General features: G+C 63.5%; 19 protein-coding genes. 8 read left to right on the top strand and 11 right to left on the bottom strand.

Annotated features, from left to right (window positions below):
* The first annotated feature begins 40 nt into the window (after positions 1-40).
* The gene (locus ACODSK_RS22650; protein WP_489019322.1) at positions 41-4,963 is read left to right on the top strand and encodes an RHS repeat domain-containing protein; all 4,923 of its coding nucleotides are present in this window, start codon (positions 41-43) and stop codon (positions 4,961-4,963) included.
* Between the two features lie 44 nt (positions 4,964-5,007).
* Here the strand turns inward: ACODSK_RS22650 and sixA are convergent, their stop codons facing one another.
* The 3 genes from sixA to ACODSK_RS22635 are packed head-to-tail and all read right to left on the bottom strand — an operon-like array spanning position 5,008 to position 6,851.
* Positions 5,008-5,463 carry a phosphohistidine phosphatase SixA gene (sixA, locus tag ACODSK_RS22645; protein WP_489019321.1) on the bottom strand — a complete coding sequence of 152 codons (456 nt, stop codon included), beginning with the start codon at positions 5,461-5,463 and terminating at the stop codon, positions 5,008-5,010.
* On the bottom strand, positions 5,460-5,807 hold the full coding sequence (locus ACODSK_RS22640; protein ID WP_489019320.1) for a DUF4389 domain-containing protein: 348 nt from the start codon (positions 5,805-5,807) through the stop codon (positions 5,460-5,462). The genes sixA and ACODSK_RS22640 overlap by 4 nt, the downstream gene beginning before the upstream one ends.
* Before the next feature lie 18 nt (positions 5,808-5,825).
* Positions 5,826-6,851 (bottom strand): NAD(P)H-dependent glycerol-3-phosphate dehydrogenase, encoded by a 1,026-nt coding sequence (locus ACODSK_RS22635; protein ID WP_489019319.1) that lies wholly within the window; start codon positions 6,849-6,851, stop codon positions 5,826-5,828.
* 106 nt (positions 6,852-6,957) lie between these two features.
* On the opposite strand from ACODSK_RS22635, the gene ACODSK_RS22630 reads away from it, so the two are divergent.
* The 5 genes from ACODSK_RS22630 (at position 6,958) to fabB (ending at position 13,869) form a co-directional block, all read left to right on the top strand.
* Positions 6,958-9,102, top strand: a complete 2,145-nt coding sequence (locus tag ACODSK_RS22630) for a TonB-dependent receptor plug domain-containing protein (protein WP_489019318.1) — start codon at positions 6,958-6,960, stop codon at positions 9,100-9,102.
* Entirely contained in the window at positions 9,102-9,995 is an 894-nt protein-coding gene (locus ACODSK_RS22625) for an ABC transporter substrate-binding protein (protein WP_489019317.1), read from the top strand. The genes ACODSK_RS22630 and ACODSK_RS22625 overlap by 1 nt, the downstream gene beginning before the upstream one ends.
* The gene (locus ACODSK_RS22620; protein WP_489019316.1) at positions 9,992-11,908 is read left to right on the top strand and encodes a response regulator; all 1,917 of its coding nucleotides are present in this window, start codon (positions 9,992-9,994) and stop codon (positions 11,906-11,908) included. The genes ACODSK_RS22625 and ACODSK_RS22620 overlap by 4 nt, the downstream gene beginning before the upstream one ends.
* A gap of 213 nt (positions 11,909-12,121) precedes the next feature.
* Complete coding sequence (gene fabA, locus ACODSK_RS22615) at positions 12,122-12,637, top strand: 3-hydroxyacyl-[acyl-carrier-protein] dehydratase FabA (protein WP_489019315.1); 516 nt, start codon at positions 12,122-12,124, stop codon at positions 12,635-12,637.
* An 11-nt stretch (positions 12,638-12,648) separates the two neighbouring features.
* Positions 12,649-13,869 carry a beta-ketoacyl-ACP synthase I gene (fabB, locus tag ACODSK_RS22610; RefSeq protein ID WP_458978203.1) on the top strand — a complete coding sequence of 407 codons (1,221 nt, stop codon included), beginning with the start codon at positions 12,649-12,651 and terminating at the stop codon, positions 13,867-13,869.
* Between the two features lie 230 nt (positions 13,870-14,099).
* On the opposite strand, the gene ACODSK_RS22605 is transcribed toward fabB, so the two are convergent.
* The 3 genes from ACODSK_RS22605 to ACODSK_RS22595 form a co-directional block, all read right to left on the bottom strand.
* Positions 14,100-15,725: a methyl-accepting chemotaxis protein gene (locus tag ACODSK_RS22605; RefSeq protein ID WP_489019314.1), complete on the bottom strand. Its 1,626-nt coding sequence runs from the start codon at positions 15,723-15,725 to the stop codon at positions 14,100-14,102.
* A 141-nt stretch (positions 15,726-15,866) separates the two neighbouring features.
* On the bottom strand, positions 15,867-16,331 hold the full coding sequence (locus ACODSK_RS22600) for a DUF3859 domain-containing protein (protein WP_489019313.1): 465 nt from the start codon (positions 16,329-16,331) through the stop codon (positions 15,867-15,869).
* Between the two features lie 69 nt (positions 16,332-16,400).
* The gene (locus ACODSK_RS22595) at positions 16,401-17,405 is read right to left on the bottom strand and encodes an amidohydrolase family protein (RefSeq protein ID WP_489019312.1); all 1,005 of its coding nucleotides are present in this window, start codon (positions 17,403-17,405) and stop codon (positions 16,401-16,403) included.
* 97 nt (positions 17,406-17,502) lie between these two features.
* Between ACODSK_RS22595 and ACODSK_RS22590 the strand changes: the two genes are divergently transcribed.
* On the top strand, positions 17,503-18,363 hold the full coding sequence (locus tag ACODSK_RS22590) for a pirin family protein (protein WP_489019311.1): 861 nt from the start codon (positions 17,503-17,505) through the stop codon (positions 18,361-18,363).
* Between the two features lie 100 nt (positions 18,364-18,463).
* Here the strand turns inward: ACODSK_RS22590 and ACODSK_RS22585 are convergent, their stop codons facing one another.
* The 4 genes from ACODSK_RS22585 to ACODSK_RS22570 form a co-directional block, all read right to left on the bottom strand.
* Positions 18,464-19,189 carry a dienelactone hydrolase family protein gene (locus tag ACODSK_RS22585; protein WP_489019310.1) on the bottom strand — a complete coding sequence of 242 codons (726 nt, stop codon included), beginning with the start codon at positions 19,187-19,189 and terminating at the stop codon, positions 18,464-18,466.
* A 56-nt stretch (positions 19,190-19,245) separates the two neighbouring features.
* Positions 19,246-21,150, bottom strand: coding sequence for a molecular chaperone HtpG (gene htpG, locus ACODSK_RS22580; RefSeq protein ID WP_489019309.1), 1,905 nt, complete (start codon positions 21,148-21,150; stop codon positions 19,246-19,248).
* 109 nt (positions 21,151-21,259) lie between these two features.
* Entirely contained in the window at positions 21,260-21,721 is a 462-nt protein-coding gene (locus ACODSK_RS22575; RefSeq protein ID WP_489019308.1) for a PaaI family thioesterase, read from the bottom strand.
* Positions 21,718-22,194: a PaaI family thioesterase gene (locus tag ACODSK_RS22570; protein ID WP_489019307.1), complete on the bottom strand. Its 477-nt coding sequence runs from the start codon at positions 22,192-22,194 to the stop codon at positions 21,718-21,720. The genes ACODSK_RS22575 and ACODSK_RS22570 overlap by 4 nt, the downstream gene beginning before the upstream one ends.
* Positions 22,195-22,351: 157 nt before the next feature.
* Here ACODSK_RS22570 and ACODSK_RS22565 point away from each other — a divergent pair, with 157 nt between their 5' ends.
* On the top strand, positions 22,352-22,648 hold the full coding sequence (locus ACODSK_RS22565) for a hypothetical protein (protein WP_489019306.1): 297 nt from the start codon (positions 22,352-22,354) through the stop codon (positions 22,646-22,648).
* A gap of 103 nt (positions 22,649-22,751) precedes the next feature.
* On the opposite strand, the gene ACODSK_RS22560 is transcribed toward ACODSK_RS22565, so the two are convergent.
* Complete coding sequence (locus tag ACODSK_RS22560) at positions 22,752-23,489, bottom strand: DUF599 domain-containing protein (RefSeq protein WP_489019305.1); 738 nt, start codon at positions 23,487-23,489, stop codon at positions 22,752-22,754.
* Positions 23,490-23,679 lie beyond the last annotated feature (190 nt).

Below are 23,679 nucleotides of genomic sequence, written 5' to 3'. Positions count from 1 at the left end.
ACCACGCTTCCCACCCCGCCGCTCAAGAGGTGCCCTGGACATGACGACCAACAGCACAGTCAGCTCCAATGCCTTCAACTACCTGGACTTCTTGAAGGGCAACGTCGATCCGCGCACCGGGCAATACACCCTGTCCCTCGACCTGCCCGAGCTCAAGGCCAACGCCCTGAGCGGCCCGGACGTGCTACTTATGCTCGACTACAGCCCGCTCAACCCCTACGACAGCGGCTACGGCCTCGGCTGGAATCTGCGCCTGAGCCAGTACACCCCGCACAACAGCATGCTCTCGCTGCATACCGGCGAGAGCTTCAAGGTCACCGGCAGCAACGGCAACGAACTGCTGTTCCAGGAAAAGAAGCTGAACACCTTCCGTTTCCTGCAGATCGACAGCCAGACCTGGCGCATCGTGCACAAGAACGGCCTGGTGGAAATACTCGAGCTAGGCGGCAGCCTGGACCGCAGTGTGGCCCTGCCGACAGCGATCTACGCAGCGTCCGGACACGGCATCAGTCTGGAGTACGAGGGCTTCCAGGGCGGCCAGCGCCTGGCGCGGATCCGCGACCCCCAGGGTGAGTTGCTGCGGATCGAGCGGCATGCCTCAGAGGTCAGGCTATTGCTGCCGCCCTTCGATAACCAGCCGCTGAACCGCTACCTGATGAAGCTCACCGGCGGCCGGGTGATGGAGATCGTCCTGCCGGTAGCGGAACAGGCATCCTGGCGCTTCACCTACACGGAAATCCGCGGAACCACCTGCATCAAGTCGGTGAAGACACCCCTCGGCGCCCATGAAACCCTCGACTATCTCGACGAGGGCCACCGCTATCCAGGAAAAAACCCGCCCCCCAACCTGCCCCGGGTCACCCACCACCAGATCGACAGCGGCCCCGGCGCTGCGCCGATGAAACTGCGCTACGACTACAGCGAGCACAACTTCCTCGGCTTCGGCACAGCCATCGACTGGATAAGCGAGGGCCTGGACCAGTTGTACAAGTACGACAGCGACTACGAGTACACCACCACCATCGACCATCTGGTGGACGACACGGTGGCCAGCACGATGAAGCGCTTCTACAACCGCTTCCATCTGCAAACCAAGGAATGCGTGACCCGCGGACAGTGCATCAGGAGCAGCATCGTCACCTACCACGACGAAGACACTAAATTCGAGCTGCAACCGCCGTACTTCCAGTTGCCGAAAAGCGTGGAAACTCGCTGGGAGCTGGGCAACGACTCGACCGTCGTACGCAGCGAGACCGAGTACAGCGAGTTCGACCTCGAAGGCAATCCGACCCTGGAAATCCGTAGCGACGGCGTCACCACCGAGACCCGCTATTACAACAAGGACGGCGAGGATGGCTACCCGGGAGACCCGAACGGCTTCGTCCGGCATGTCAAGGAAACCATCGTCACCCCGCCGGCGGATGCCCCGGGCGATGCACCGACCCTGGTCACCCGCTATCGCTATAGCGCACACGCCCCGCTGGCCGGGGCTCCGCTCGAGAACTGGCTGAGCGTCAGCGACGAGTTTCTCTACGAAGTCCGCGGCGACCAGGAAGTGCTGCTCAACCACACCCAGCGCAGCTACTACGAAACCCCCGACGATCCGCACCTGCATGGTCGCAATCTGCAGCAGGTCGAGCGCCTCGGCGGCACCTGCAACACTCTCGACTTCGTCTACGCCATTGTCAGGGACCAAGTGCTGGATGAAGACTGCCTGCAACACAGCGAACACTTCACCGGCTTCGATGACTTGACCAGGACCCTGACCCACCATGAGTCACTGGCGCATGGCCAGACGTTGATGACCTACGATGAAAACGATGTGCAGGTCCGCTATAGCTACGACAGCCTGCACCGTCTGACCGGCGAGACCGTCGCCCCGAACACCGAATTCGCCGCCAGCCGCAGCTACGAGCATGTGCTGGTCGCCCGTGATGAGCAGCGCGCCAGTGTCATCGTCACCGACGTCAAGCAGGTGCGGGCGCGCACCTGCTTCGACGGGCTGGGGCGCGCGGTGCTCAGCGAAATCGACAGCGGCGACGGCTGGAAAGCAGTCTCCAGCGCAACCTACGACGCGCTTGGTCAATTGTGCGAGGAGACCAGTCACGACTGGCTTGGGTCGCACCAAGTGAGCCTGACCACCCGCTACGAGTACGACGACTGGGGCCAGGTCTGCCGGACCACCCTGCCGGATGGGGTGGTGCTGGTCAGCGAACGCTCGCCCTTCGGCGAGGGCGGCGACCTGCTGTGCACCCGCAAGGAGAGCAGCGACCAGCCCCCCGTGGTCAGCGAGCGCAGCCAGGTGCAGTACAACCGCTACGACAAGGTCGACTGGAGCGAGCGCCGCGACGGCGAGGACAACGTGGTGGGCCGCCAGGCATTCATCTACAACGGCTACGGCGAATGTATCCGCAACGACGAGGAAGTCGCGGGGGAAACCCGTACCACCCTCTTCGAGTATGACGCCAGGCGGCGCGTGGCCCGCACCCAGTTGCCCGGTGGTGCGTGGGTGGAGCGCTGCTTCGCCGAGCACAGCCGCAGCGAACTGCCCACCGCGATCCGGGTGGTTCCCGGCAACACCCAGAAGCCCACGGTACTGCTCGGCGAGCAGACCTTCGACAGCCTCGAGCGCCTGACCAGCGTCACCGTCGGACCGCGGGTCGAGCACTATCGCTACCAAGGCCACAAGAGCCGCGTCAGCGAGCGCACGACACCGGCGAACAACCTCATCCAGTACTTCTACGAGAACAGCCTGGGCGAGCTGCCCAAGGAAATCGTCACCCCGGAAGGCACCGCGACCTACCGCTTCGACAAGGAGGATGCCGGGATCGACAGCGCCAGCAATGCCGCCGGCGACCGCGAGTATCTATATGACGCAAATGGTCACCTGCAACTGGAACGCTGGACCGACGCAGATGGCAGCACTCACGAAACCCGTTACACCACCTCACTGCTCGGCCGGCCGCTGCAGCGTAATGACGACCGGGTCTTTACCTTGTACAAGTACGACACCCTCGGCCGGCTCGAACAGTTGACCCAGGCCCGCTTGCAGGCGGACTTCGCGTACGACAGCAGCGGCCGCCAGCACCTCACCACCACCCGCGACCTGGACAGCGGCGACGTTCTGGTCAGCGAAAACCACTACGACAGCCTCGGCCGCATCTGCCAGCGCACCCTACAGCTCAACGACAGCCCGCTGCGTACCCTCTGCCATGTCTGGGGCGACGACGACCAGTTGTCCAGCCGCCACTACCAGATGGACGGACGCAGTCTGCTGATGGAAAACTTCGTCTACGATTTTCGCGGCCGCCTGGAGCAGCACACCTGCTCCGGCGAGCGCCTGCCCAGCGACCGTTATGGCAACGCCATCGTCGACCAGTTGTTCCGCTTCGATGACCTGGACAATATCGAGCTCTGCCTGACCACCTTCGCCAATGGCGACAGCAACCGGGCCAGATTCACCTACGCCGAGGACGACAGCTGCCAACTGGTCGAGGTGAGCAATACCTATCTGGAGGGTGGTTATCCGCAAACCCAGGCATTCGAGTACGACCTGGACGGCAACCTACTCAACGACGAGCAAGGCCAGCAATTGCGCTACGACAGCCAGGGCCGCTTGCTGGAGGTCAGCAGCGCCGATGGCAGCCGCTCGCTCGTCCACTACCGCTACGATGGCCATCAGCATCTGGTTGGGGCGCGGCAGGAGGACGAGGAGGCGGAGACCCTGCGCTTCTACCAGGGCTATCGCCTCAGCTACACGGTGCGCGATGGCGTGCAGGTCCACTACTTCAGCGATGGCGAACGGGCACTGGGCCAACAGCAGATCGGCGATCACCAGCGCACCCTGCTCCTGCTGACCGATGCCAGCCCCAGCGTGATCGCCGAAAGCCTGGCCGGCAGCCTGCGCCAGGCCACCTATAGCGCCTACGGCGAACAACAGGACGACCTGCGCCTGGACAGCCTGATGGGCTTCAACGGCGAACTGCGCGAACCCGGCAATGGCTGGTACCTGCTTGGCCGCGGTTACCGCGCCTACAACCCGAGCCTGATGCGCTTCCACAGCCCGGACAGCCTCAGTCCGTTCGAGGAAGGCGGGCTCAACTGCTACATGTACGGCCTGGGCAACCCGGTGCGCTTCAGCGACCCCAGCGGACACAAGCCAAACCCCGACAACCCCGAGGGATACCGGGTGCGCGGGACGGACGAGGATGTGAGATATGTCCCGCTGCCCAAGCCCCCGGAGCGCAAGAAGAGCTGGATGGACTGGCTGCCGGTGGCAGGGATGGTTGTAGGGTTGATCCTCACGGCGGCCTTCGTACCCTGGAGCGCACCCGCGCTGAGTGCCGGCTTCATCATCGGCATGGGCGCGATGGCGACCACCGTGGCCGGGGTCGGAGCTGCTGTGGTGGGGACCGTGACTGAAGATGCGCAATTGATGAGTATCGCCAACATGCTGACCATGGTGGGCTCGGTCATGTCGATGGGGGCTGGTTCGCTTGCAAGGGCTGCGGCAACGAAGGCAAAGGAAAAAGCTCTGAGGCTGGTTCAGGAGGGTACCGTCAAAGCTGTAATGCAATCGACAATTGTGCCGACAGCAATACACAAGCTGCCCAGCCTGATCAACATCAGCAAATCGCTGCCACAATCCAAATCATTGTTGAAGACAGTCATATCGTCGGTTCGAAGCTTGAGAGGCGGTAAGACCGCAGGGGCATCACCTGGGAAGACCAACCCCGTCGCTCAGAGAGCCCGACCATCGTCACTCAAAGCGAACAGCGCATCCACCAACGGACCTGCGGATTCGTCCATTCCAATGCCAGGGATGACGCCTCAAGTGAGCTCGCCCGTACAACCTGTCAACCGCGCCGGACCACTTGTTCAAGGCGCCGACGCCGGAATGTCGAAGGGCAGCACTCCTGCGTCGGCCAAGATGCCTCACCTTTCCTGGCTATTGACCCGTTGAGCGGCACGCCTGCAGCAAGCCGCCCTGCCTCGAAGCCTGGGCCTTCAGGCATGCCGCAGGCTATGCAAGGTCATCCCCCCCGCCAGCGCCCAGTCACCGTCCAGCTCGGCCAGGCTGGCGGTGCTCATCGGCGCGCTGTCCTGGCGCGAGCCGCTGTGCAGCAGCCCGACCAGTTGCCCGACCAGCGGCTGGTGGCTGACCAGCAGCACATTGGCCAGGCCCAGACTGTCCAGCTCGCGGAGCACCCGGTCCGGGTCGCTGTCCGGGGTCAGCCAGGGTACGGTCACCACATCCTTGCCGAAGACCAGCGCCTGGTGCACCAGCGCCGCCGTCTGCTGGGCGCGGACATAGGGGCTGGCGATGATCGCGTCGAGGGGTTGCCCGAGCAGGTGCGCGGCACTGCGCAGGACCTGCCGACGCCCATGTTCGGTGAGGTTGCGCTGGTCGTCGCTGCGGGCCTGGGGCTCGGCCTCGCCGTGACGCAGGACCCAGAGCTTCACAGTTTCGGCTCTTCGTCACGCACCGGGTGCGGCGCTGGCGGCACGCTGTGGGCGGCTTCGCCTTCGGCCGGGCGCGGGGTCGGCCAGTCGGCGAACGGCCAGGGCTTCTGCTCGGTGTGGAAGCTGCCGAAGCGGCCGATCTGGGCGAGGAACTGGCTCAGGCTGTCGCCGAAGTTCATCAGGCTGGCATTTGGCGCGCCGTACACCAGGCGGTAGACCAACTGCACCAGGACCAGGGCGCCGAGCAGGGTCTGGGCGACCTGCCAGACCAGCAGGAACAACAGCATCCACAACACCCGGAGGACGATGGACTCACGCTGCATCTGCTTGGGGGATTCACTCATGTCGTGCTCCTGTCTCGCTCAATTGAAACCGCTGGTGGAAATGAAATCGACGTCGGTCTTCGGCTCGCCGCGCATCAGCAGCTCGATGACCTGGGCCAGGGTCCGGCCCTCGAACAGAATGGCGTGCAAACCGGCGACCAGCGGCATGTACACCCCGACTTCCTGGGACTTGGCCTTGAGTACCTTGAGGGTGTTGACCCCCTCGGCCACCTCGCCGAGGCGATTGACCGCCTCGTCCAGGCTCAGGCCCTGGCCGAGGGCGTGGCCGACCTGGTAGTTGCGGCTCTTGGGCGAGGAACAGGTGACGATCAGGTCACCCACGCCGGCGAGGCCGAGGAAAGTCATGGGGTTGGCGCCCTGGCTCACGGCGAAGCGGGTCATCTCGGCCAGCGCGCGGGTGATCAGCATGCTCTTGGTGTTCTCGCCCATGTCCAGGGCCACCGCCATGCCGGCGATGATCGCGTAGACGTTCTTCAAGGCGCCGCCGAGCTCGACGCCGAAGCGGTCGGCGCTGGCATAGACGCGGAAGGTGCGGCCGTGGAGTACGGCCTGGACCCGCTGGCAGAGCGCCTCGTCCTCGCTGGCGACCACCGTGGCGGTCAGCGCGTGCTCGGCGATTTCCCGCGCCAGGTTCGGCCCGGACAGCACGCCGATGCGCGCCTTGGGCGCGATGTCTTCGAGAATCTGGCTCATCAGCTTGAAGGTCTGCGCCTCGATGCCCTTGGTCAGGCTGACCAGCATCTTGCCTTCGAGCAAGGCGGCGTGGGGCGCCAGGACACTGCGCAGCGCGCTGGACGGCAGGGCGACGAAGATCAGCTCGCTGCCTTCGAGGACCGGCAGCAGGTCGCTGACCGGGTCGACACCCGGATGCACCTTGATGCCCTTGAGGTAACGCGGGTTTTCCCGGGTCGTGCGCATGGCTTCGGCCTGTTCGGGGTCGCGCATCCATTGGCGTACCCCGACGCCGTTTTCCGCCAGCAGGTTGGCCACGGCGGTGCCGAAACTGCCGCCCCCCAGAACCGCAACAGGTTGCTGTTCAGTCATATCCAATCCGTTAAAGCCATTAGTCAGTGGCGAAGCCGGCATTATACGGAGCGCCCGTGCCACCACCAGCGCCAGATCACTGGAAAATGCCGGATACTCGGTTAACATGCCGTTTCGTTTACCCGATCAAGGCCGCCCCGTGTTCCCAGGCCCACGCCCTTCACACCCCGTATTGCTCCTGGCCGCCCTGCTCGGCGGGCCGGCTGCTGCCGACGATCTGTTCGTCGACAGCCAGGCGCTCCCCGAGATATTGACCGCCACTCGCCTGAAACAATCCCCGGCTGCGGTGCCCGGCAGCATGACCGTGCTCGATGCCGAGCTGATCAAGGCCAGTGGCGCCCGGGATATCCCCGAACTGCTGCGCCTGGTGCCGGGGATGATGATCGGCTATGGCGCCGGCAACCAGCCGACGGTCAACTACCACGGCAGCAACGTCAACGACGCGCGGCGCATGCAGGTGCTGATCGACGGCCGCTCGGTATACCGCGCCGGCCTGGCCACGGTGGACTGGAGCGACATCCCCCTGGCCATGGAAGACATCGAGCGCATCGAAGTGTTCCGCGGGCCGAACACCGTCAGCTACGGCGCCAACGCCCTGATGGCGGTGGTCAATATCCTTACCCGCAGCCCGGCCGACAGCCATGGCACCCGACTCAAGGTCACCCGCGGTCAGCGCGGCATCGACGATTTCTACGCCAGCCAGGGCATGGGCTGGGATGGCGGCGACCTGCGCCTGTCGCTGTCGGGGATGCAGGACGACGGGTTCGACCACAACGCCACGGGCGGCGACTACCGCGACAGCCGCCGGCTGACCCGCTTCAACATCAGCGCCAGCCATACCCTGGACCCGAGCCAGAGCCTCGACTGGCAATTGTCGGCCAAGGAAGGCAGCGACCAGCGCCCCTACACCTATCAACCGGTGTTCCCCTACGTTACCGAGCGCGGCGACAACGCCGACGTCAAGGCCAAGGACTACGCCGGCTCGCTGCGCTGGAACATCGATTTCGACCCGAGCCACAGCCTGTATATCCAGGGTTCGGCGCAGCACTGGGACCGCCAGCAGGTGTGGCGCGCCTGCGATGCGCAGATCGCCTTCAGCCCGGAGCTGACCCGGCTCTGGCAGTTGAATCCGGACTACGCCGAGCAGGTCGCGCGCAACGCCAACAACCCGCCGCCGAATGCCGATCCGGTGTTGCAGGACCTGGCCAGCCAGGTCGGCGCGCAATGGAACAGCGGCGGCAAGAACGTGGTCTGCGGCGACGTCGACCAGAGCACCCGGGAAACCCGCTACGACCTGGAGATCCAGGACACCCTGAGCCTGGCCGACAATCTGCGCCTGCTCAGCGGGGTCAACTACCGCTACGACCGCGCCGACTCCGAGACCTACTTCAACGGCAGCCTCGACGACCAGACCTGGCGCCTGTTCGGCCAACTGGAGTGGCGGGTCGACGAACACTGGATCGTCCAGGGCGGGGCGATGTACGAGAATTCCCGGCTGGCGGGCGACTCGCTGACCCCGCGGGTCGCGGTGAACTACCTGATCACCCCGCGCCATGGCCTGCGCGCGGTGTACTCCGAGGCGGTGCGTTCGCCGGACATGTTCGAGAACAACGTCAACTGGAGCTACCGGGTCAGCAACCTGACGCCGCCGGCCTTCGGCCAGAGCACCGCCGAGTACTTCGTCAAGACCCGCGGCCCGGGCAATCTGGATCAGGAACTGATGCGCTCGCGCGAACTGGGCTACAACGGCTACTTCGCCGACCTCGACCTGAGCGTCGACATCAAGCTGTTCCATGACCGCATCACCGGAATGATCAGCGAGCCGCTGCGCAACAACCAGTACATCGCCAGCAACAGCAACGAGGCACGCTTCACCGGCACCGAGACCCAGCTCGACTGGCGGGTCAGCGGCGCCGATCGCCTGCGCCTGACCTACGCTTACGTCGACGCCGAGGCCAGCAACCCCGCCGACCAGCGCCTCAGCGCGCAAAACAGCGGTTCCGCCGGCTGGATGCGCGACTGGGGACGGGGCTGGTCCAGCGCCCTCTTCTATTACGGAGACGATGCCCTGAACCAATACCGCTTCGAACGGGTCGACCTGCGCGTGGCCAAGCGCATTGCCCTGGCCAGGGCCAGCCTGGAGTTGTCCGGTACCCTGCAACAGCGTCTCGACGACGAACCCACCGCCAATATCGATAACCGCTACGACAGCCGCCACCTGCTGTACTTCAGCGCGGAGCTGGAATTCTGATGCGTTTCTGGCGGCGCTGCCTGCTGCTGATGGTGCTTTGGCCATTGGTATCAGTGGCCGGCGGCGAGATTCTGCTCACCGGCGCCCAGGACAGCGCCGGCGTGCGCGATTTCGTCGACGCCCTGAAGGCCCGCCGCCCCGCCGATACCGTGCGTTTCGTGCCCCTGGCAGAGTTGCCCGAGCCCGCCCGGCTGCGCAGCGATACCCGCCTGATCCTGCTCGACCCCGAAGCCCTCGACTGGCGCCTGCGCGAGCCGGCCGGACCGTCCGCCCTGGTGCTGCGCATCAGCCGGGTGCAGGCCCAGCAGCGCCTGGGCGACCTGCGCCCGAGCTACCTCAGCCTGCTGTGGAGCGACCCACCGCTTGCCCGCCAATTGCACCTGATCCAGTACCTGCTGCCCCAGGCGCGCCGGGTCGGCGTGCTGTACAGCGAGCAGAGCCGCTTTCTCCTCGATGAACTGCGCCAGGCAGCCCATCCCCTGGGCCTGGATATCGAGGCCCAGCCATGGCCCGACCTGCGCGACAACCGGCCCGTGCAAAACCTGCTGCGGGACACCGATGTCCTGCTCGGCCTCGACGACCCCTCGCTGTACAACCCGAAGACCGCAAAGAACCTGCTGCTCAGCGCCTACGCCCGGCAGATGGCGCTGGTCGGTCCGAACGTCGGCTTCGTCCGTGCCGGGGCGCTGGCCAGCACCCTGAGCGACCAGAATGCCTGGCTGGCGGAGCTCGACCGCCTGCTCGACCAGCCGGCGGACAAGTGGCCGCGCAGCCACTATCCCGAATATTTCAGCGTTTCCGGCAACCAGCAGGTGGCCCGTGCCCTGGGCATCGAGGCAATCGACCCCGATGCCGCGCGGCGGGCCGTGTCCGCAGGAGAGTCCTCCCGATGAAAAGCTGGGACATCAGTACCCGCACCCAGATCATCAGCCTCGGCCCGGCGCTGGTGCTGACCCTGCTGCTGATCAGTTTCTTCACCTTCGTGCGGATCCAGGACCTGCGCCAGGAGTTGAACCACACCGGCCAACTGATCGCCAACCAGCTCGCCCCGGCCTCGGAATACGGGGTGATTTCCGGCAACGACGAAGTGCTCGAAGGCCTGATGCGGGCGACCCTGACCATTCCCCACGTGCGCTTCCTCGAAGTGCAGGACAACGCCAACCACATCCTGGTCTACGTCGAGCAACCGGACGAGCACGTCAACCGTGCCCAGGAAGTGGAAGTGTTCCAGGCGCCGATCCGCCTGCAACGGATCAGCCTCGACGGTGACTTCCTGCAGAACGGCGAGCCACCCGCCAGCATCACTGCGGACGACTACCTGGGACGGGTGATCGTCGGCATGTCCGATGACGCGTTCAGCCAGCGCCAGCAGGAAATCGTGATCAAGGCAGGGATCCTCGCCCTGTTCGCGCTGATCTTCACCTTCCTCCTCGCCCGTCGCCTGGCCCGCAGCCTGGCCACGCCGATCGCCGACATGGGCCATGCGGTCAAGGCCATCCAGAAAGGCGACTTCGACACGCCGCTGCCGGTGGTGGACGACAGCGAACTGGGCCATCTGGCAAGGCATATCAACAACCTCGCCAGCGGCCTGGCCCAGGCCTCCCGCGAACAGCAGGAGGCCATGGCGCAGATGATCCAGGCCCGCGAAGAAGCCGAGCAGGCGAACAAGGCCAAGTCGGAGTTCCTGGCGATGATGAGCCACGAACTGCGCACGCCGATGAATGGCGTGCTGGGCATGCTGCAATTGCTGCAGACCACCGAACTGAGCGACGAGCAGAACGAGTACACGGTGGTGGCCAGCGAATCCACCGGGCATCTGCTCAAGGTGATCAACGACATCCTCGACTTCTCGCGGATCGAGCGCACCGCCCTGCAACTGGAACAGATCGACTTCAACCTGGCCGACCTGATCGGCAGTTGCGTGCAGTCCTTCCTGCATGCCGCCCAGCAGCGTCACCTGGCCCTGGACCTGGAGATGCCCGAGGGCCTGGAACAGTTGCAGGTGTGCGGCGATCCGACACGGATCCGCCAGGTACTGGTCAACCTGATCGGCAACGCCCTGAAGTTCACCGAACAAGGCAGCGTCCGCGTGCTACCGCGCTGGCAGGTGCTGGATCGCCAGCTGATCTGGTTCACCTGTGCGGTGCACGACACCGGCATCGGCATCGACAACGCGCGCCTGGAAACCATGTTCGTCGCCTTCCAGCAGGCCGACAGCTCGATTTCCCGGCGCTATGGCGGCACCGGCCTGGGCCTGTCCATCGCCCGCAACCTGGCCGAGCGCATGGGCGGCAGCCTGCGTGCGGAAAGCCGCGAGGGCGTGGGATCGGTCTTCACCCTGGAAATGCCCCTGACCCTGCGCCAGCGCGGCAACCCGCAGGAGCTGCCGGGGAGTGCCGCCCGCGCCGCCGACCTGGAGGGCCAGCCGGTGCTGCTGGTGGAGGACAATCCGGTGAACCAGGCGGTGATCCAGGCCATGTTGCGCAGCCTGGGCTTCGAGGTGCATGTCGCGGTCGACGGCGCCCAGGCCATCAGCCTGGTGGCCCGGCAATCCTTCGCTGCGGTACTGATGGATTGCCGCCTGCCGATCGTCGACGGCTACGAGGCTACCCGGCGCATCCGCCAGCTGCCTCAGGGCCGCGACCTGCCGATCATCGCCCTGACCGCCAACGCCTTGCAGGGCGACCGTGAGCGTTGCCTCGACGCGGGGATGAACGATTACCTGGCCAAACCGTTCAAACGCAATGATCTGCAGCAGATTCTGCAACGTTGGCTGCCCACTCGGGCAAGCGCGACTGGCGAATAATGCAAAATTGCGGCAGTCTTACAGGCCGCACCGACCTATAAGAAAGGTCTGTCGGAAAAATTTCAGTGCACAAGTGTACATCTTCGTCCTCTGTGCTGTGACTTTCACTACAACGCAATAGTCTATGAGTAGGCTGCCGCCCAAGGCCAAGGGCTTTGGGACGGATCGGGAAAGAACAGATCCCTGCCGCACGAGGATTATTGAGGAGCTCGCATGACCAAACAAAACGCCTTTACCCGGGAAGACCTGCTGCGCTGCAGTCGCGGTGAGCTGTTCGGCCCTGGTAACGCGCAACTGCCCGCACCCAACATGCTGATGGTGGATCGCATCACCCACATCAGTGCCGAGGGCGGCAAGTACGGTAAAGGTGAATTGGTCGCCGAGCTGGATATCAACCCGGACCTGTGGTTCTTCGCCTGCCACTTCGAAGGCGATCCGGTGATGCCGGGCTGCCTGGGCCTCGACGCCATGTGGCAGCTGGTTGGCTTCTTCCTCGGCTGGCAGGGTCTGCCGGGCCGCGGCCGCGCCCTGGGTTCGGGCGAAGTGAAGTTCTTCGGCCAGGTGCTGCCGGAGGCGAAAAAGGTTACCTACAACATTCATATCAAGCGCGTCCTGAAGGGCAAGCTGAACATGGCCATCGCCGATGGTTCGGTCAGCGTCGACGGTCGCGAGATCTACACCGCCGAAGCACTTCGCGTCGGTGTATTCACCTCCACTGAAAATTTCTAAGGGTTATTCGCATGCGCCGCGTCGTAATCACAGGTCTGGGCATCGTTTCTTGCCTGGGCAATGACAAAGAGACCGTCTCCGAAAACCTGCGTAAAAGCCGTCCGGGCATCCGTTTCAACCCGGAATACAAGGAAATGGGGCTGCGCAGCCAGGTTTCCGGTTCCATCGACCTGAACCTCGAAGAACTGATCGACCGCAAGGTCTATCGCTTCGTCGGCCACGCCGCGGCCTATGCCTACCTGGCGATGCAGGATGCGATCAAGGACTCCGGCCTGACCGAAGAGCAGATCTCCAACCCGCGTACCGGCCTGGTTGCCGGCTCCGGCGGCGCATCGACCCTGAACCAGATGGAAGCGCTGGACACCCTGCGCGAGAAAGGCGTCAAGCGCGTCGGTCCGTACCGCGTCACCCGCACCATGGGCAGCACCGTCTCCGCCTGCCTGGCCACGCCGTTCAAGATCAAGGGCATCAACTACTCGATCTCCTCGGCCTGCGCCACTTCCGCACACTGCATCGGCACCGCCATGGAGCAGATCCAGTGGGGCAAGCAGGACATCGTCTTCGCCGGCGGCGGTGAAGAAGAGCACTGGAGCCAGTCGTTCCTGTTCGATGCCATGGGCGCCCTGTCGACCAAGCGCAACGAAGATCCAAGCAAGGCCTCCCGCGCCTACGACGCCGACCGTGATGGCTTCGTCATCGCCGGCGGTGGCGGCATGGTAGTGGTCGAGGAGCTGGAACACGCCCTGGCCCGTGGCGCCAAGATCTACGCGGAAATCGTCGGCTACGGCGCTACTTCCGACGGCTACGACATGGTCGCCCCAAGCGGCGAAGGCGCGATCCGCTGCATGCAGCAGGCGCTGTCCACTGTCGACACCCCGATCGACTACCTGAACACCCACGGCACCTCGACTCCGGTCGGCGACGTCGCGGAAATGAAAGGCGTGCGTGAAGTGTTCGGCGACAAGGCTCCGGCCATCAGCTCGACCAAGAGCCTGTCCGGTCACTCCCTGGGCGCCGCTGGCGTGCACGAAGCGATCTACTGCCTGCTGATGATGGAAGGCAAGTTCATCGCCGGTTCCGCCAACATCGACGAGCTGGATCCGGAAGTCGCCGACCTGCCGGTGATTCGCGAAACCCGCGAAAACGCCAAGATCGACACCGTGATGAGCAACAGCTTCGGCTTCGGCGGCACCAACGCCACCCTGGTGCTGAAGCGCTGGGAAGGCAAGTAAGACTTAGCCCGTAGCACTGAAAACGCCCCGGCCATGTCCGGGGCGTTTTTGTTTCCGGGCCTTCAGGACCTCATCGCTGGCAAGCCAGCTCCCACAGAGTTTGGCGGTGCCCGCGATATCTGTGGGAGTCCACCCAGCCTTTCAGGCTGCGCTGTCGTGCAGATAACAGGCCTAAAGGGCGACATGGACCCTGTGGGAGCTGGCGTTGCCAGCGATGAGGCCCGAAAGCCCTACACCGAGAAGCGCCTCACCAACCCGTTCAGGTCCACCGCCAGCTGCGACAGGGCCTGGCTCGCCTCCACCGTCTGGCTGGCCCCGGCCGAACTCTGCAAGGCCAGGTCGCGGATATTGGTGAGGTTGCGATCCACCTCCCGCGCCACCTGCGCCTGCTGTTCCGAGGCACTGGCAATCACCAGGTTGCGCTCGTTGATCCGGCTGATCGCCGCGGCAATCTCTTCCAGCGCCGCTCCCGCCGCATGGGCGCCATCCAGGGTGCTGCGGGCCCGCTCGCGAGTCTGCTGCATACCATCCACGGCTCGGTCGGTGCCCTGCTGGATGCCGTCGATCATCTGCTCGATCTCCCGGGTCGACTGCTGGGTGCGATGGGCCAAAGCCCGCACCTCGTCGGCGACCACGGCGAACCCACGCCCGGCATCCCCCGCCCGGGCCGCCTCGATCGCTGCGTTCAGCGCCAGCAGGTTGGTCTGTTCGGCAATCGAGCCGATCACATCGAGCACCTTGGAAATGCCGTGGACCTGCTCCGCCAGTTGCCCGACCTCGTCGACGTTGAGGCTCACCCCGGCCGCCAGCTCCTCGATCGACACCACCGTCTGCTGCACCTGGGCCGCGCCCTGACGGGCAATGCGGTCCGACTCGCGGGACGCCTCCGAGGTAGCCACAGCGTTGCTGGCCACCTCCTCCACCGCTGCCGTCATCTGGTTGACCGCCGTGGCTGCCTGTTCGATTTCCTGGGTCTGCTGCTGCAGGCCACGGGTAGCATCCTCGGTGACCGCACTGAGCTCCTCCGAAGCCGAGGCCAACTGGTTGGACGAGTCGGAAATGCGCCCGATGGTGTCGCGCAGGCTCTGTTGCATCTGCTTCAGCGCCACCAACAGGCGCGCCGGCTCGTCACGACCGTGGACGGTGATCTGCGGGGTCAGGTCGCCGGTGGCCACCACTTCCGCCACCTGCAGCGATTGCGCCAGTGGACGGACGATGCTGCGGGTCAGTACCAGCGCCAGGATCACCGTCAGCACCAGTGCACCGAGCAACAGACCGATCACCCAAACCCGCGCACCGGCGTACACCGCCTGGGATTTGTCGGTAGCCATGTGGGCATGCTGGTTATTGAGATCGATCAGCTGATTGAGGGTCGCGGTGAGGGTATCGGCCAACTGGTTCATTTCACCGTTGACCAAGGCCACCGCCGCTTCGACCTGACCGCCGGTGGCCAGGCTCATGACCTGGGCCTGCAGCGTCAGGTACTGCTTCTGCAAGTCGAGGTAGCGATCGAACAGCACCCGCTCCTCGGGCAGCACGATCAGCGCATCGTAGTCGGCCTGCGCCTTGGCCAGGGCCTGCTTGAGGCCGTCGATACGGGTGACGCTCTGCTGCCGTGTCGCAGGGTCACTGGTGATCAGCAGCCGCAGGGTCAGGGCACGAATGCGCAGCATGTCCTGACTCATGGTGCCGACATTGATGACACTGGGCAGCCAGTTGCTTTCCACCTGCTCGGACTGCTCGCGCATGCTCGACATCTGCGCCAGCGCGAACAACCCCAGGGTCACCACCAATAGCGCCAGCAGGCCGAACCCCAATCCAGCCCGGGGCGCTATGTTCAAGCTTCTCAGACTCATCGTACGGTTCCTTCCGAAAGCGCTGCATCGGTCATGCAGCAGACACTTCTTTAGAAGGTATCGGACCGTAGATTTTTTGCGTAAGAAGAAATGGTGATATCAAATCGCCCAACCATCGCGACAGCTGCCGCAGAGGAAAGTTCAGCGAACGGTGAAACGTTTCTCCGCCAGCAGCCGATCCCCTTGGAACACCATGAAATGCCAGTCGCCTGGAATCGCTTCGTGATGCTCGGTGAATTCGTAGGCCATGACGTCCTGCGGGGCACCCGGAACCAGCTTCTGGATCACCTCGAACTTGTCGTGGCGCTTGCCATCCGGGGTGACGATGCCTGGAGTGAGATACAGCAGGGTCAGCGGAGTGTCGTCGGCAGTCTTGCCTTCCAGGCGATAGCGGATGCCGAACTTGCTGCCCAGTTTGGCCGGTACCACGTCGGTGGCCTGGATGTTCTGGCTGCTCATGGTGATCACGCGCTCACCGGGCTGGGGGTTCTTGATGTTGGTCTCGAACACGCCATATTCCACCGGGCCTTGCACGCGCACCTCGGCCTGGGCCAGGCCGGCGATGCACATCAGCCCGAGCAGGGCGCTAAAACGGCTAGTCAACATACTGCGCTTCCTCTGTTGTGGATCGCGGCAGACTATGACCTTGGCATGACAGGCTGATGACAATCCCGCTCAACGCGTCCTGGGCAGCACCGCGAGGAAGTTGTCCCTGGCCACCTTGCGCGCGACTTCCTCCGGCAAGGCATCGAGGAACGGATCGAAACCGTGCAGTTGCTCGCCCAGGCTACCGAATCGCCCGACCACGTCGGAACCGAGCATGAAGCGCTCGGGGAAGCGTTTGACCAGCGCCAGCCAGGCATCCCTGGGCTTGCCCTGGTCGTCCAGCAGATACGGCTGCAGCACGCTCCAGGACAGGTCGACGTAGAGGTTCGGGTAATCCTCCAGCAGCCGTGTCAGGGTCGGTAGCAGAAAGTCCATCTGCGTCTGATGCCGATGGATTTCCATGCTGCTGCCAGCATGGGCCCAGATGAAGCGGGTGTGCGGATGGTTGCGCAGCGGCTCCTCGATCTCCGCCAGGTACAACGGATTGCGCTCGCGCTTGGAGGTGATATTGGAGTGCAGCAGCACCGGCATGTCCTGCTCTGCGGCCAGGTGGTAGATGCGTGTCATCGCCTCGTTGTTGGCCCGGGGCGTGTCGCCGCTGGTAAGGGCGGTGAGATCATCGTGACGGGTGAACACCTCGCCTATGCCCTGCCAGAGCCCGGGATGCAGTTCCAGCATGCGCTCGATATGCGCCACCGCGTTCTTGTCCACGGGGTTGAAGCCGGTCAGGAACGGGTGGAAGCGCTTGCGCTGCTCGGGCGCGAGCTTCTCCAGGGCCGCGGCGACGTAGATATCGGTGGCGCTGTACCAATAGGCGTCGGCATCGTCGCCGGCGTAATAGCGCGGACGCTTGGGTTCGTCCTCGTGCCATTTCTTCGCCACCGGAATGCCGCTGATCATCGACTGCTCGATACCCGCCTTGTCCATGGCCTCCAGCAGCGCCGGCATACCCTCGGTTTCCTGGAAGAAATCCACGTAATGGAGGTGGGCGTCGCTGTAGCGGTAGTCCCGTGCCTGCGCCTCGCCGAACAATAGCCCGGCGAACAGCAGTCCACCCAAGGTTCTTGCGAACATTCCCACCCTCCTTCGTCATGCTTCGGACAGGTTGGACCGCGCGCCTCCTACGACGGTTCGCTATGCTAGGCCGACTTCATCCTGGCTGGAGCCCGTCATGACCTCGCCCCTGGTAATCCGCCCCCGCGCCGAGTCGGTGGAGGGCCAACCCATCCTGCGCCCGCTGCCCTCGGCCAAATGTCGCAGCGTCGGGCCCTTCGTGTTCTTCGACCATATGCTCGAGACCACCTATCAACCGGGGCACGGCATGGACATCCGCCAGCATCCGCATATCGGTCTGTCGACCCTGACCTACCTGTTCGAGGGTGAACTGCTGCACAAGGACAGCCTGGGCTCCGAGCAGAGGGTCAAGCCTGGCGAAGTGAGCTGGATGACCGCAGGCGCGGCCATCGCCCACGTCGAGCGCACGCCACAGGATCTACTGGAAAAAGGCTCGCGGCTGCACGGTTTGCAGATCTGGCTGGCTTCGCCGAAAGCAGCGGAACAAGGCGCCGGCCACTACAGCCATCACCCCGCCACCAGCCTGCCCTTCAGCGAGTCGCTGGGAGTGAGGATCCGCATGATCGCCGGCAGCGGCTTCTGCCTGGAATCGCCGGTGCCGGTACTGTCGCCGACGCTATATGCGGAGGTGTTCATGGAGGCCGCTACCACCCTGTGCGTGCCGACCGAGCATCAGGAGCGGGCGGTGTATGTGCTGTCCGGGGAGGTGCGCCTGGATGATGAGGTGCTGGAGCCGCAGACGCTGGTGGTGCTTGCCGAGGGCGAGGAAGCCAGCCTCTATTCCGAGGGGGAAAGTCATCTGGCGATCATCGGCGGCGCACCACTGGATGGGCCGCGGCGGATGAACTGGAATTTCGTGGCGAGCGATCCGGGGTTGATCGATCGGGCCCGGGAAAAGTGGGCGGCCGGGGATTGGCCGGTGGTTGCGGGGGAGTCAGGGAGGATAGAGCTGCCCTGAGCTGGCAATGCCCCCTTGTGGGAGCGGGTTCACCCGCGATTGCTCCAGTGAATTCACTACTGCAATCGCGGGTGAACCCGCTCCCACAGGTCTCTGGCACTCAAGCCTTGAACACTTCATCCAGCAGATTGTGCATCGCCTGGAACGCCCGCTTTGAGGTGCGCGCGTCGTACTTCATCTTGCCCGGTACATTGGCCGACGGATCAGTGAAGGAATGCACCGCACCGCCGTAGCTGAGCAGTTGCCAGTCCACTTTCGCCGCGTCCATCTCGGCTTCGAAGGCCGGCAGTTGCTCCTTGGGCACCAGCGGGTCGGCGGCACCATGCAGCACCAGCACCGAACCCTTGATGTTCTGCGCATCGGCCGGATTCGGCGTGTCCAGGGTGCCATGGAACGACACGGCAGCCTGCAACGGCGCCCCATCGCGGGCCAGCTCCAGGGCGCAGCAGCCACCGAAGCAGAAACCGAAGGCCGCCAGCTTGCCGGGGGTCAGCACCGCCTTCGACTGGCCCAGCAACTGGGCCAGGGCCGCCTGCATGCGCTTGCGCAGCTCGGCACGATCGTTCTTCAGCGGCATCATCGCCGCGCCGGCCTCGTCACCGTTCTGCGGACGTACCGATTGGCCATAGAGGTCGGCGATCAACACCACGTAGCCCTGCTCGGCCACAGCCCGGGCGATACGCTCGGCCCCCTCGCTGATGCCCATCCAGTTCGGCGCCATGATCAGGCCCGGCTGTTGCGTGGCGCCATGGGTGTAGACCAGGCGGCTTTCATAGGCCTTGCCGGCGACGTGATAGACCAGCGATTCGATTGTCACCTTGCTCATTCAATTCTCCTTGGACCATGAAAAAAGCCCGCCGAAGCGGGCTTTCCTGTGTCAGGTCAAACCGACAGTTCGACCAGCAGCTTGTTCAGACGGCGCACGTAGGCGGCCGGATCTTTCAGGCTGTCGCCGGCAGCCAGCGCGGCCTGATCGAAGAGGATGTGCGAGAAGTCGGCGAAACGGTCTTCGCTCTGCTCGTTGTCCAGTTTCTCGATCAGCGGATGGCTCGGGTTGAATTCGAAGATCGGCTTGGAGTCCGGCACCTTCTGCCCACTGGCTTCGAGGATCTGGCGCATCTGCAGGCCAAGGTCCTGTTCACCGATGGCGAGGATCGCCGGCGAGTCGGTCAGGCGGTGCGACACGCGCACTTCGCTGACGCTGTCACCCAGCGCGGCCTTGAGGCGCTCGACCAGGCCTTCCTTGTCCTTGGCGATCTCTTCCTGGGCCTTCTTGTCCTCTTCCGAGTCCAGCTTGCCGAGGTCGAGGTCGCCGCGGGCAACGTCGACGAAGCTCTTGCCGTCGAATTCGTTGAGGTAGCTCATCAGCCACTCGTCGATACGGTCGGTCAGCAGCAGCACTTCGATGCCTTTCTTGCGGAAGACCTCCAGGTGCGGGCTGTTCTTGACCTGGGCGTAGGACTCGCCGGTGAGGAAGTAGATCTTGTCCTGACCTTCCTTGGCGCGGGCCAGATAGTCGGCCAGGGAGACGTTCTGCTCGCCGCCTTCCTCATGGGTCGAGGCGAAGCGCAGCAGGCCGGCGATCTTCTCCTTGTTGGCGAAGTCTTCCGCCGGGCCTTCCTTGAGGACCTGGCCGAAGTTTTTCCAGAACGACTTGTATTGCTCAGGCTCGTTCTTCGCCAGTTTCTCCAGCATGTCCAGCACGCGCTTGGTCAGCGCCGACTTCATCGAGTCGATGATCGGGTCTTTCTGCAGGATCTCGCGGGAAACGTTCAGCGACAGGTCGTTGGAGTCGACCACACCCTTGATGAAGCGCAGGTACAGCGGCAGGAAGGATTCCGCCTGGTCCATGATGAACACGCGCTGCACGTACAGTTTCAGGCCGCGTGGCGCTTCACGCTGGTACAGGTCGAACGGCGCACGGGCCGGGACGAACAGCAGCGAGTTGTATTCCAGCTTGCCTTCGACCTTGTTGTGGCTCCAGGCCAGCGGATTCTCGAAATCGTGACCGATATGCTTGTAGAACTCCTGGTATTCCTCGTCCTTGATCTCGGTACGCGGACGGGTCCACAGGGCGCTGGCGCGGTTGACGGTTTCCCACTCCTGGGCCGGCTTCTCCTCGCCTTCGGCCGCTTCGGCATCCTTCGGCAGCTCGATCGGCAGGGCGATATGGTCGGAGTATTTCTTGACGATGTTGCGCAGGCGCCAACCGTCGGCGAACTCTTCCTCACCCTTCTTCAGGTGCAGGACGATACGGGTACCGCGCTCGGCTTTTTCGATGGTGGCGACTTCGAATTCGCCCTCGCCTTTCGACGACCAGTGCACGCCTTCGGCGGCCGGCAGGCCGGCACGACGGCTGAACACTTCGACCTGGTCGGCGACGATGAAGGCAGAGTAGAAGCCCACGCCGAACTGACCGATCAGGTGCGAGTCCTTCTTCTGGTCGCCGGTGAGGTTCTTCATGAAGTCGGCAGTGCCGGACTTGGCGATGGTGCCGAGGTGCGCGATGACTTCGTCACGGCTCATGCCGATGCCGTTGTCTTCGAGGATGACGGTGTTGGCGTCCTTGTCGAAGCTGACGCGGATCTTCAGATCGGCGCCGCCTTCGAGCAGTTCAGGCTTGGCCAGGGCCTCGAAACGCAGCTTGTCGACGGCGTCGGAGGCGTTGGAGATCAGTTCGCGAAGGAAGATCTCTTTATTCGAATACAGCGAATGGATCATGAGGTGCAGCAGTTGCTTCACCTCGGTCTGGAAGCCCAGGGTTTCTTTTTGAGTCTCCACACTCATGGTCTTCAAAACTCCGATCTGATGGCATTGGTCGCGCTGGCAGGCGGGCCTTCCGGGCTCGCACTCCGCCAGTCGCAGCGGGATGAACAGCAGATGGGGCCGGGCCTGACTATTTCAAGGGTGCGGACAGTTCTTTGATCTTGAAATGTGCCCGGGCCGTGGCGATGGGCTCGTTGACGTCGCCTTGCCAGGCGGTAATCGCCACGTTGGTCACCCGCCGCCCCTGGCGCCACAACTGGCAACGTGCCCAGGTGTCGCGGAAATGCCCGGCGCGCAGGTAATCGATGGAGAAGTCGATGATCTTCGGGATGCTCGCGCTCTCGCTGAAGATCAGCAGGTACAGCGCTGCCGAGAGCTCCATGAAGCCGGCGATCACGCCGCCGTGTATCGCCGGCAGCAGCGGGTTGCCGATGTTGTCCGGATTGGCCGGCAGGCGAAACAGCAGATCGTCGCCATCACGGCTGCACTCGATGCCGATCAGCCCGGCATAGGGAATCAGTTGCAACAGGGCCGAGTAATCGCCACGACCGTGGGCTTCACGCAATTGCTGATGGATGTCGGCAGGAATCATTGCCCCTCCCCCTTGAGCTTGCGGGCGAAGGTGAGGCCACCCTTGATGTCCTTGCCCAGGCGCATGTAGGTGCCGACCACCTGGGCAATGGGCTGCTCGGGATCGTCCTGGTAGGCGGTACCACGGATGAAGATCACCTCGCGGCTGACCCGGTAGCAGTGGGCGTGGCCGAACAAATCCTGGTTGGCGACGCCGGGGCTCATGTAGTCGATGCGCAGGTCAAGGGTCGGGCAGACTTCGAATTCGGGCAGCGAACAGAGCGTGGCCATGCCCAGGGCTGTGTCCATCAGGGTAGTGATGGCACCGCCATGAACCGCTCCAGTCTGCGGGTTGCCGACCAGCGAAGCGCTGTAGGGCAAACGCAGGACAATGCCTTCGCTGTCTACGGAGTGAACTTGCATGTTCAATACCTGGCAATGACGCAAGGCGGAAAGAAAGCGCTCGGCACGCTCCTGCAACGTCGAATCATTCATTCCCGAAGATTTCTCCGTAATTGTGCGGACCTGCACAAGACCGACAAAAAGTCCATATGGATCCGTAACTTATATATGTGTATCGTGCGCGGAACTTAAATCCCGAGGGACAACTCAAAGGATTCAAGTACTGCTATTCCACAAGGAGAAACACCCCATGCGTAAACCTTTTGCTTATGCCGTCATGATCGCCGCCGCTCTGGGCCTCGCCGCTTGCGATAAAGCCAGCGAAAACAAGGCACAGGATGCTCAACAACATGCCGAGCAAGCCCAGCAGAAGATGGACGAAGCTCAGGATAAAGTGAACGAGGCCGCTAAAGAAAACGCTGAAGCCGCCAAAGATTCCGCTGAAGCTGAACAAAAAGCCGCTGAAGAAGCTGCTAAAGAAGCTGCTCCAGCCACCCCGGCTCCAGAAGCTGCTCCAGCTGCACCGGCAGAACCTGCCAAGCAATAAGTCTTGCTGGAATAAAAAAACCCGACTCAGGTCGGGTTTTTTATTGTCCCGGAAAGTTCAATAAAACTTTCCGCGAACAGCTGGTCATTCATATGGATGGCATTCAAGCGGCGTCCCTGGACACTTCAGCTGGCGTGCTTTCGGTCGGGGTATAGACCATCACTTCCAGCACGTCCGAATGGAACTCACGGCGGTATAACACCAGTACCACCCCTGCACTCATCGCCATGAACGCCCATGGACTGACGAACCAACTCAACATGGCCATGCCGAAATAGTAAGAACGCAAACCGAAGTTGAACTGGTTGGCGGCCATGGAAATCACCCTCGCCGCCCGAGCGGCAAAAGCCTTGCGCTCCTGCTCGCTGACCTGGCGTTCGCCGATCATCGGCGCCGAACCCACCAGCACGGCGGCGAAGTTGTACTGGCGCATGCACCAACTGAAGGTGAAGAAGGCATAGACAAAGACGATGGCCAGGCACAGCAGCTTGATTTCCGACATGCTTTGCGAGGCTTGCTGGACCAGTGGCAGGTCGGCCAGCAACGACAGCGCCCGGTCGGAGGCACCGAGTACGGTGAGAATACCGGCGAGGATGATCAGGGTGCTGGACGCGAAGAACGAAGCGTTGCGCTCCAGATTGCCGATCACGCTGGCGTCGGCGATGCGGTTGTCGCGCAGCAGCATGCGGCGCATCCAGTCTTCCCGGTACAGGTGCATCACACTGGCCAGGCAGGCGGTATCGCGGCCTTTCCAGGTGGCGTAACGGGTGTAGCCGCCCCAACAGAGGATGAACCAGAGGGCGGCCAGCAGATTGGTCAGGTTGCTCAGAATGAAGCTCATGGAGGGTTCCGTTGGGCAGTGACGGGATTTCGACGCCCATAAGCAGGAAAAGACACGTTTTATCTGTATTGCACAGACCCTGTGGCAGTCCGCCCAGCCTCTCAGGCTGCGCTGCCGCGCAGAGAACAGATCTAGGAGCGGCGCGGACCCTGTGGGAGCGGGTTTACCGGAACGCCGGACCGCCGCGATG

The organism is Pseudomonas sp. FG98 (assembly GCF_057808595.1).
This window is presented reverse-complemented; position numbering and strand designations above follow the sequence as displayed.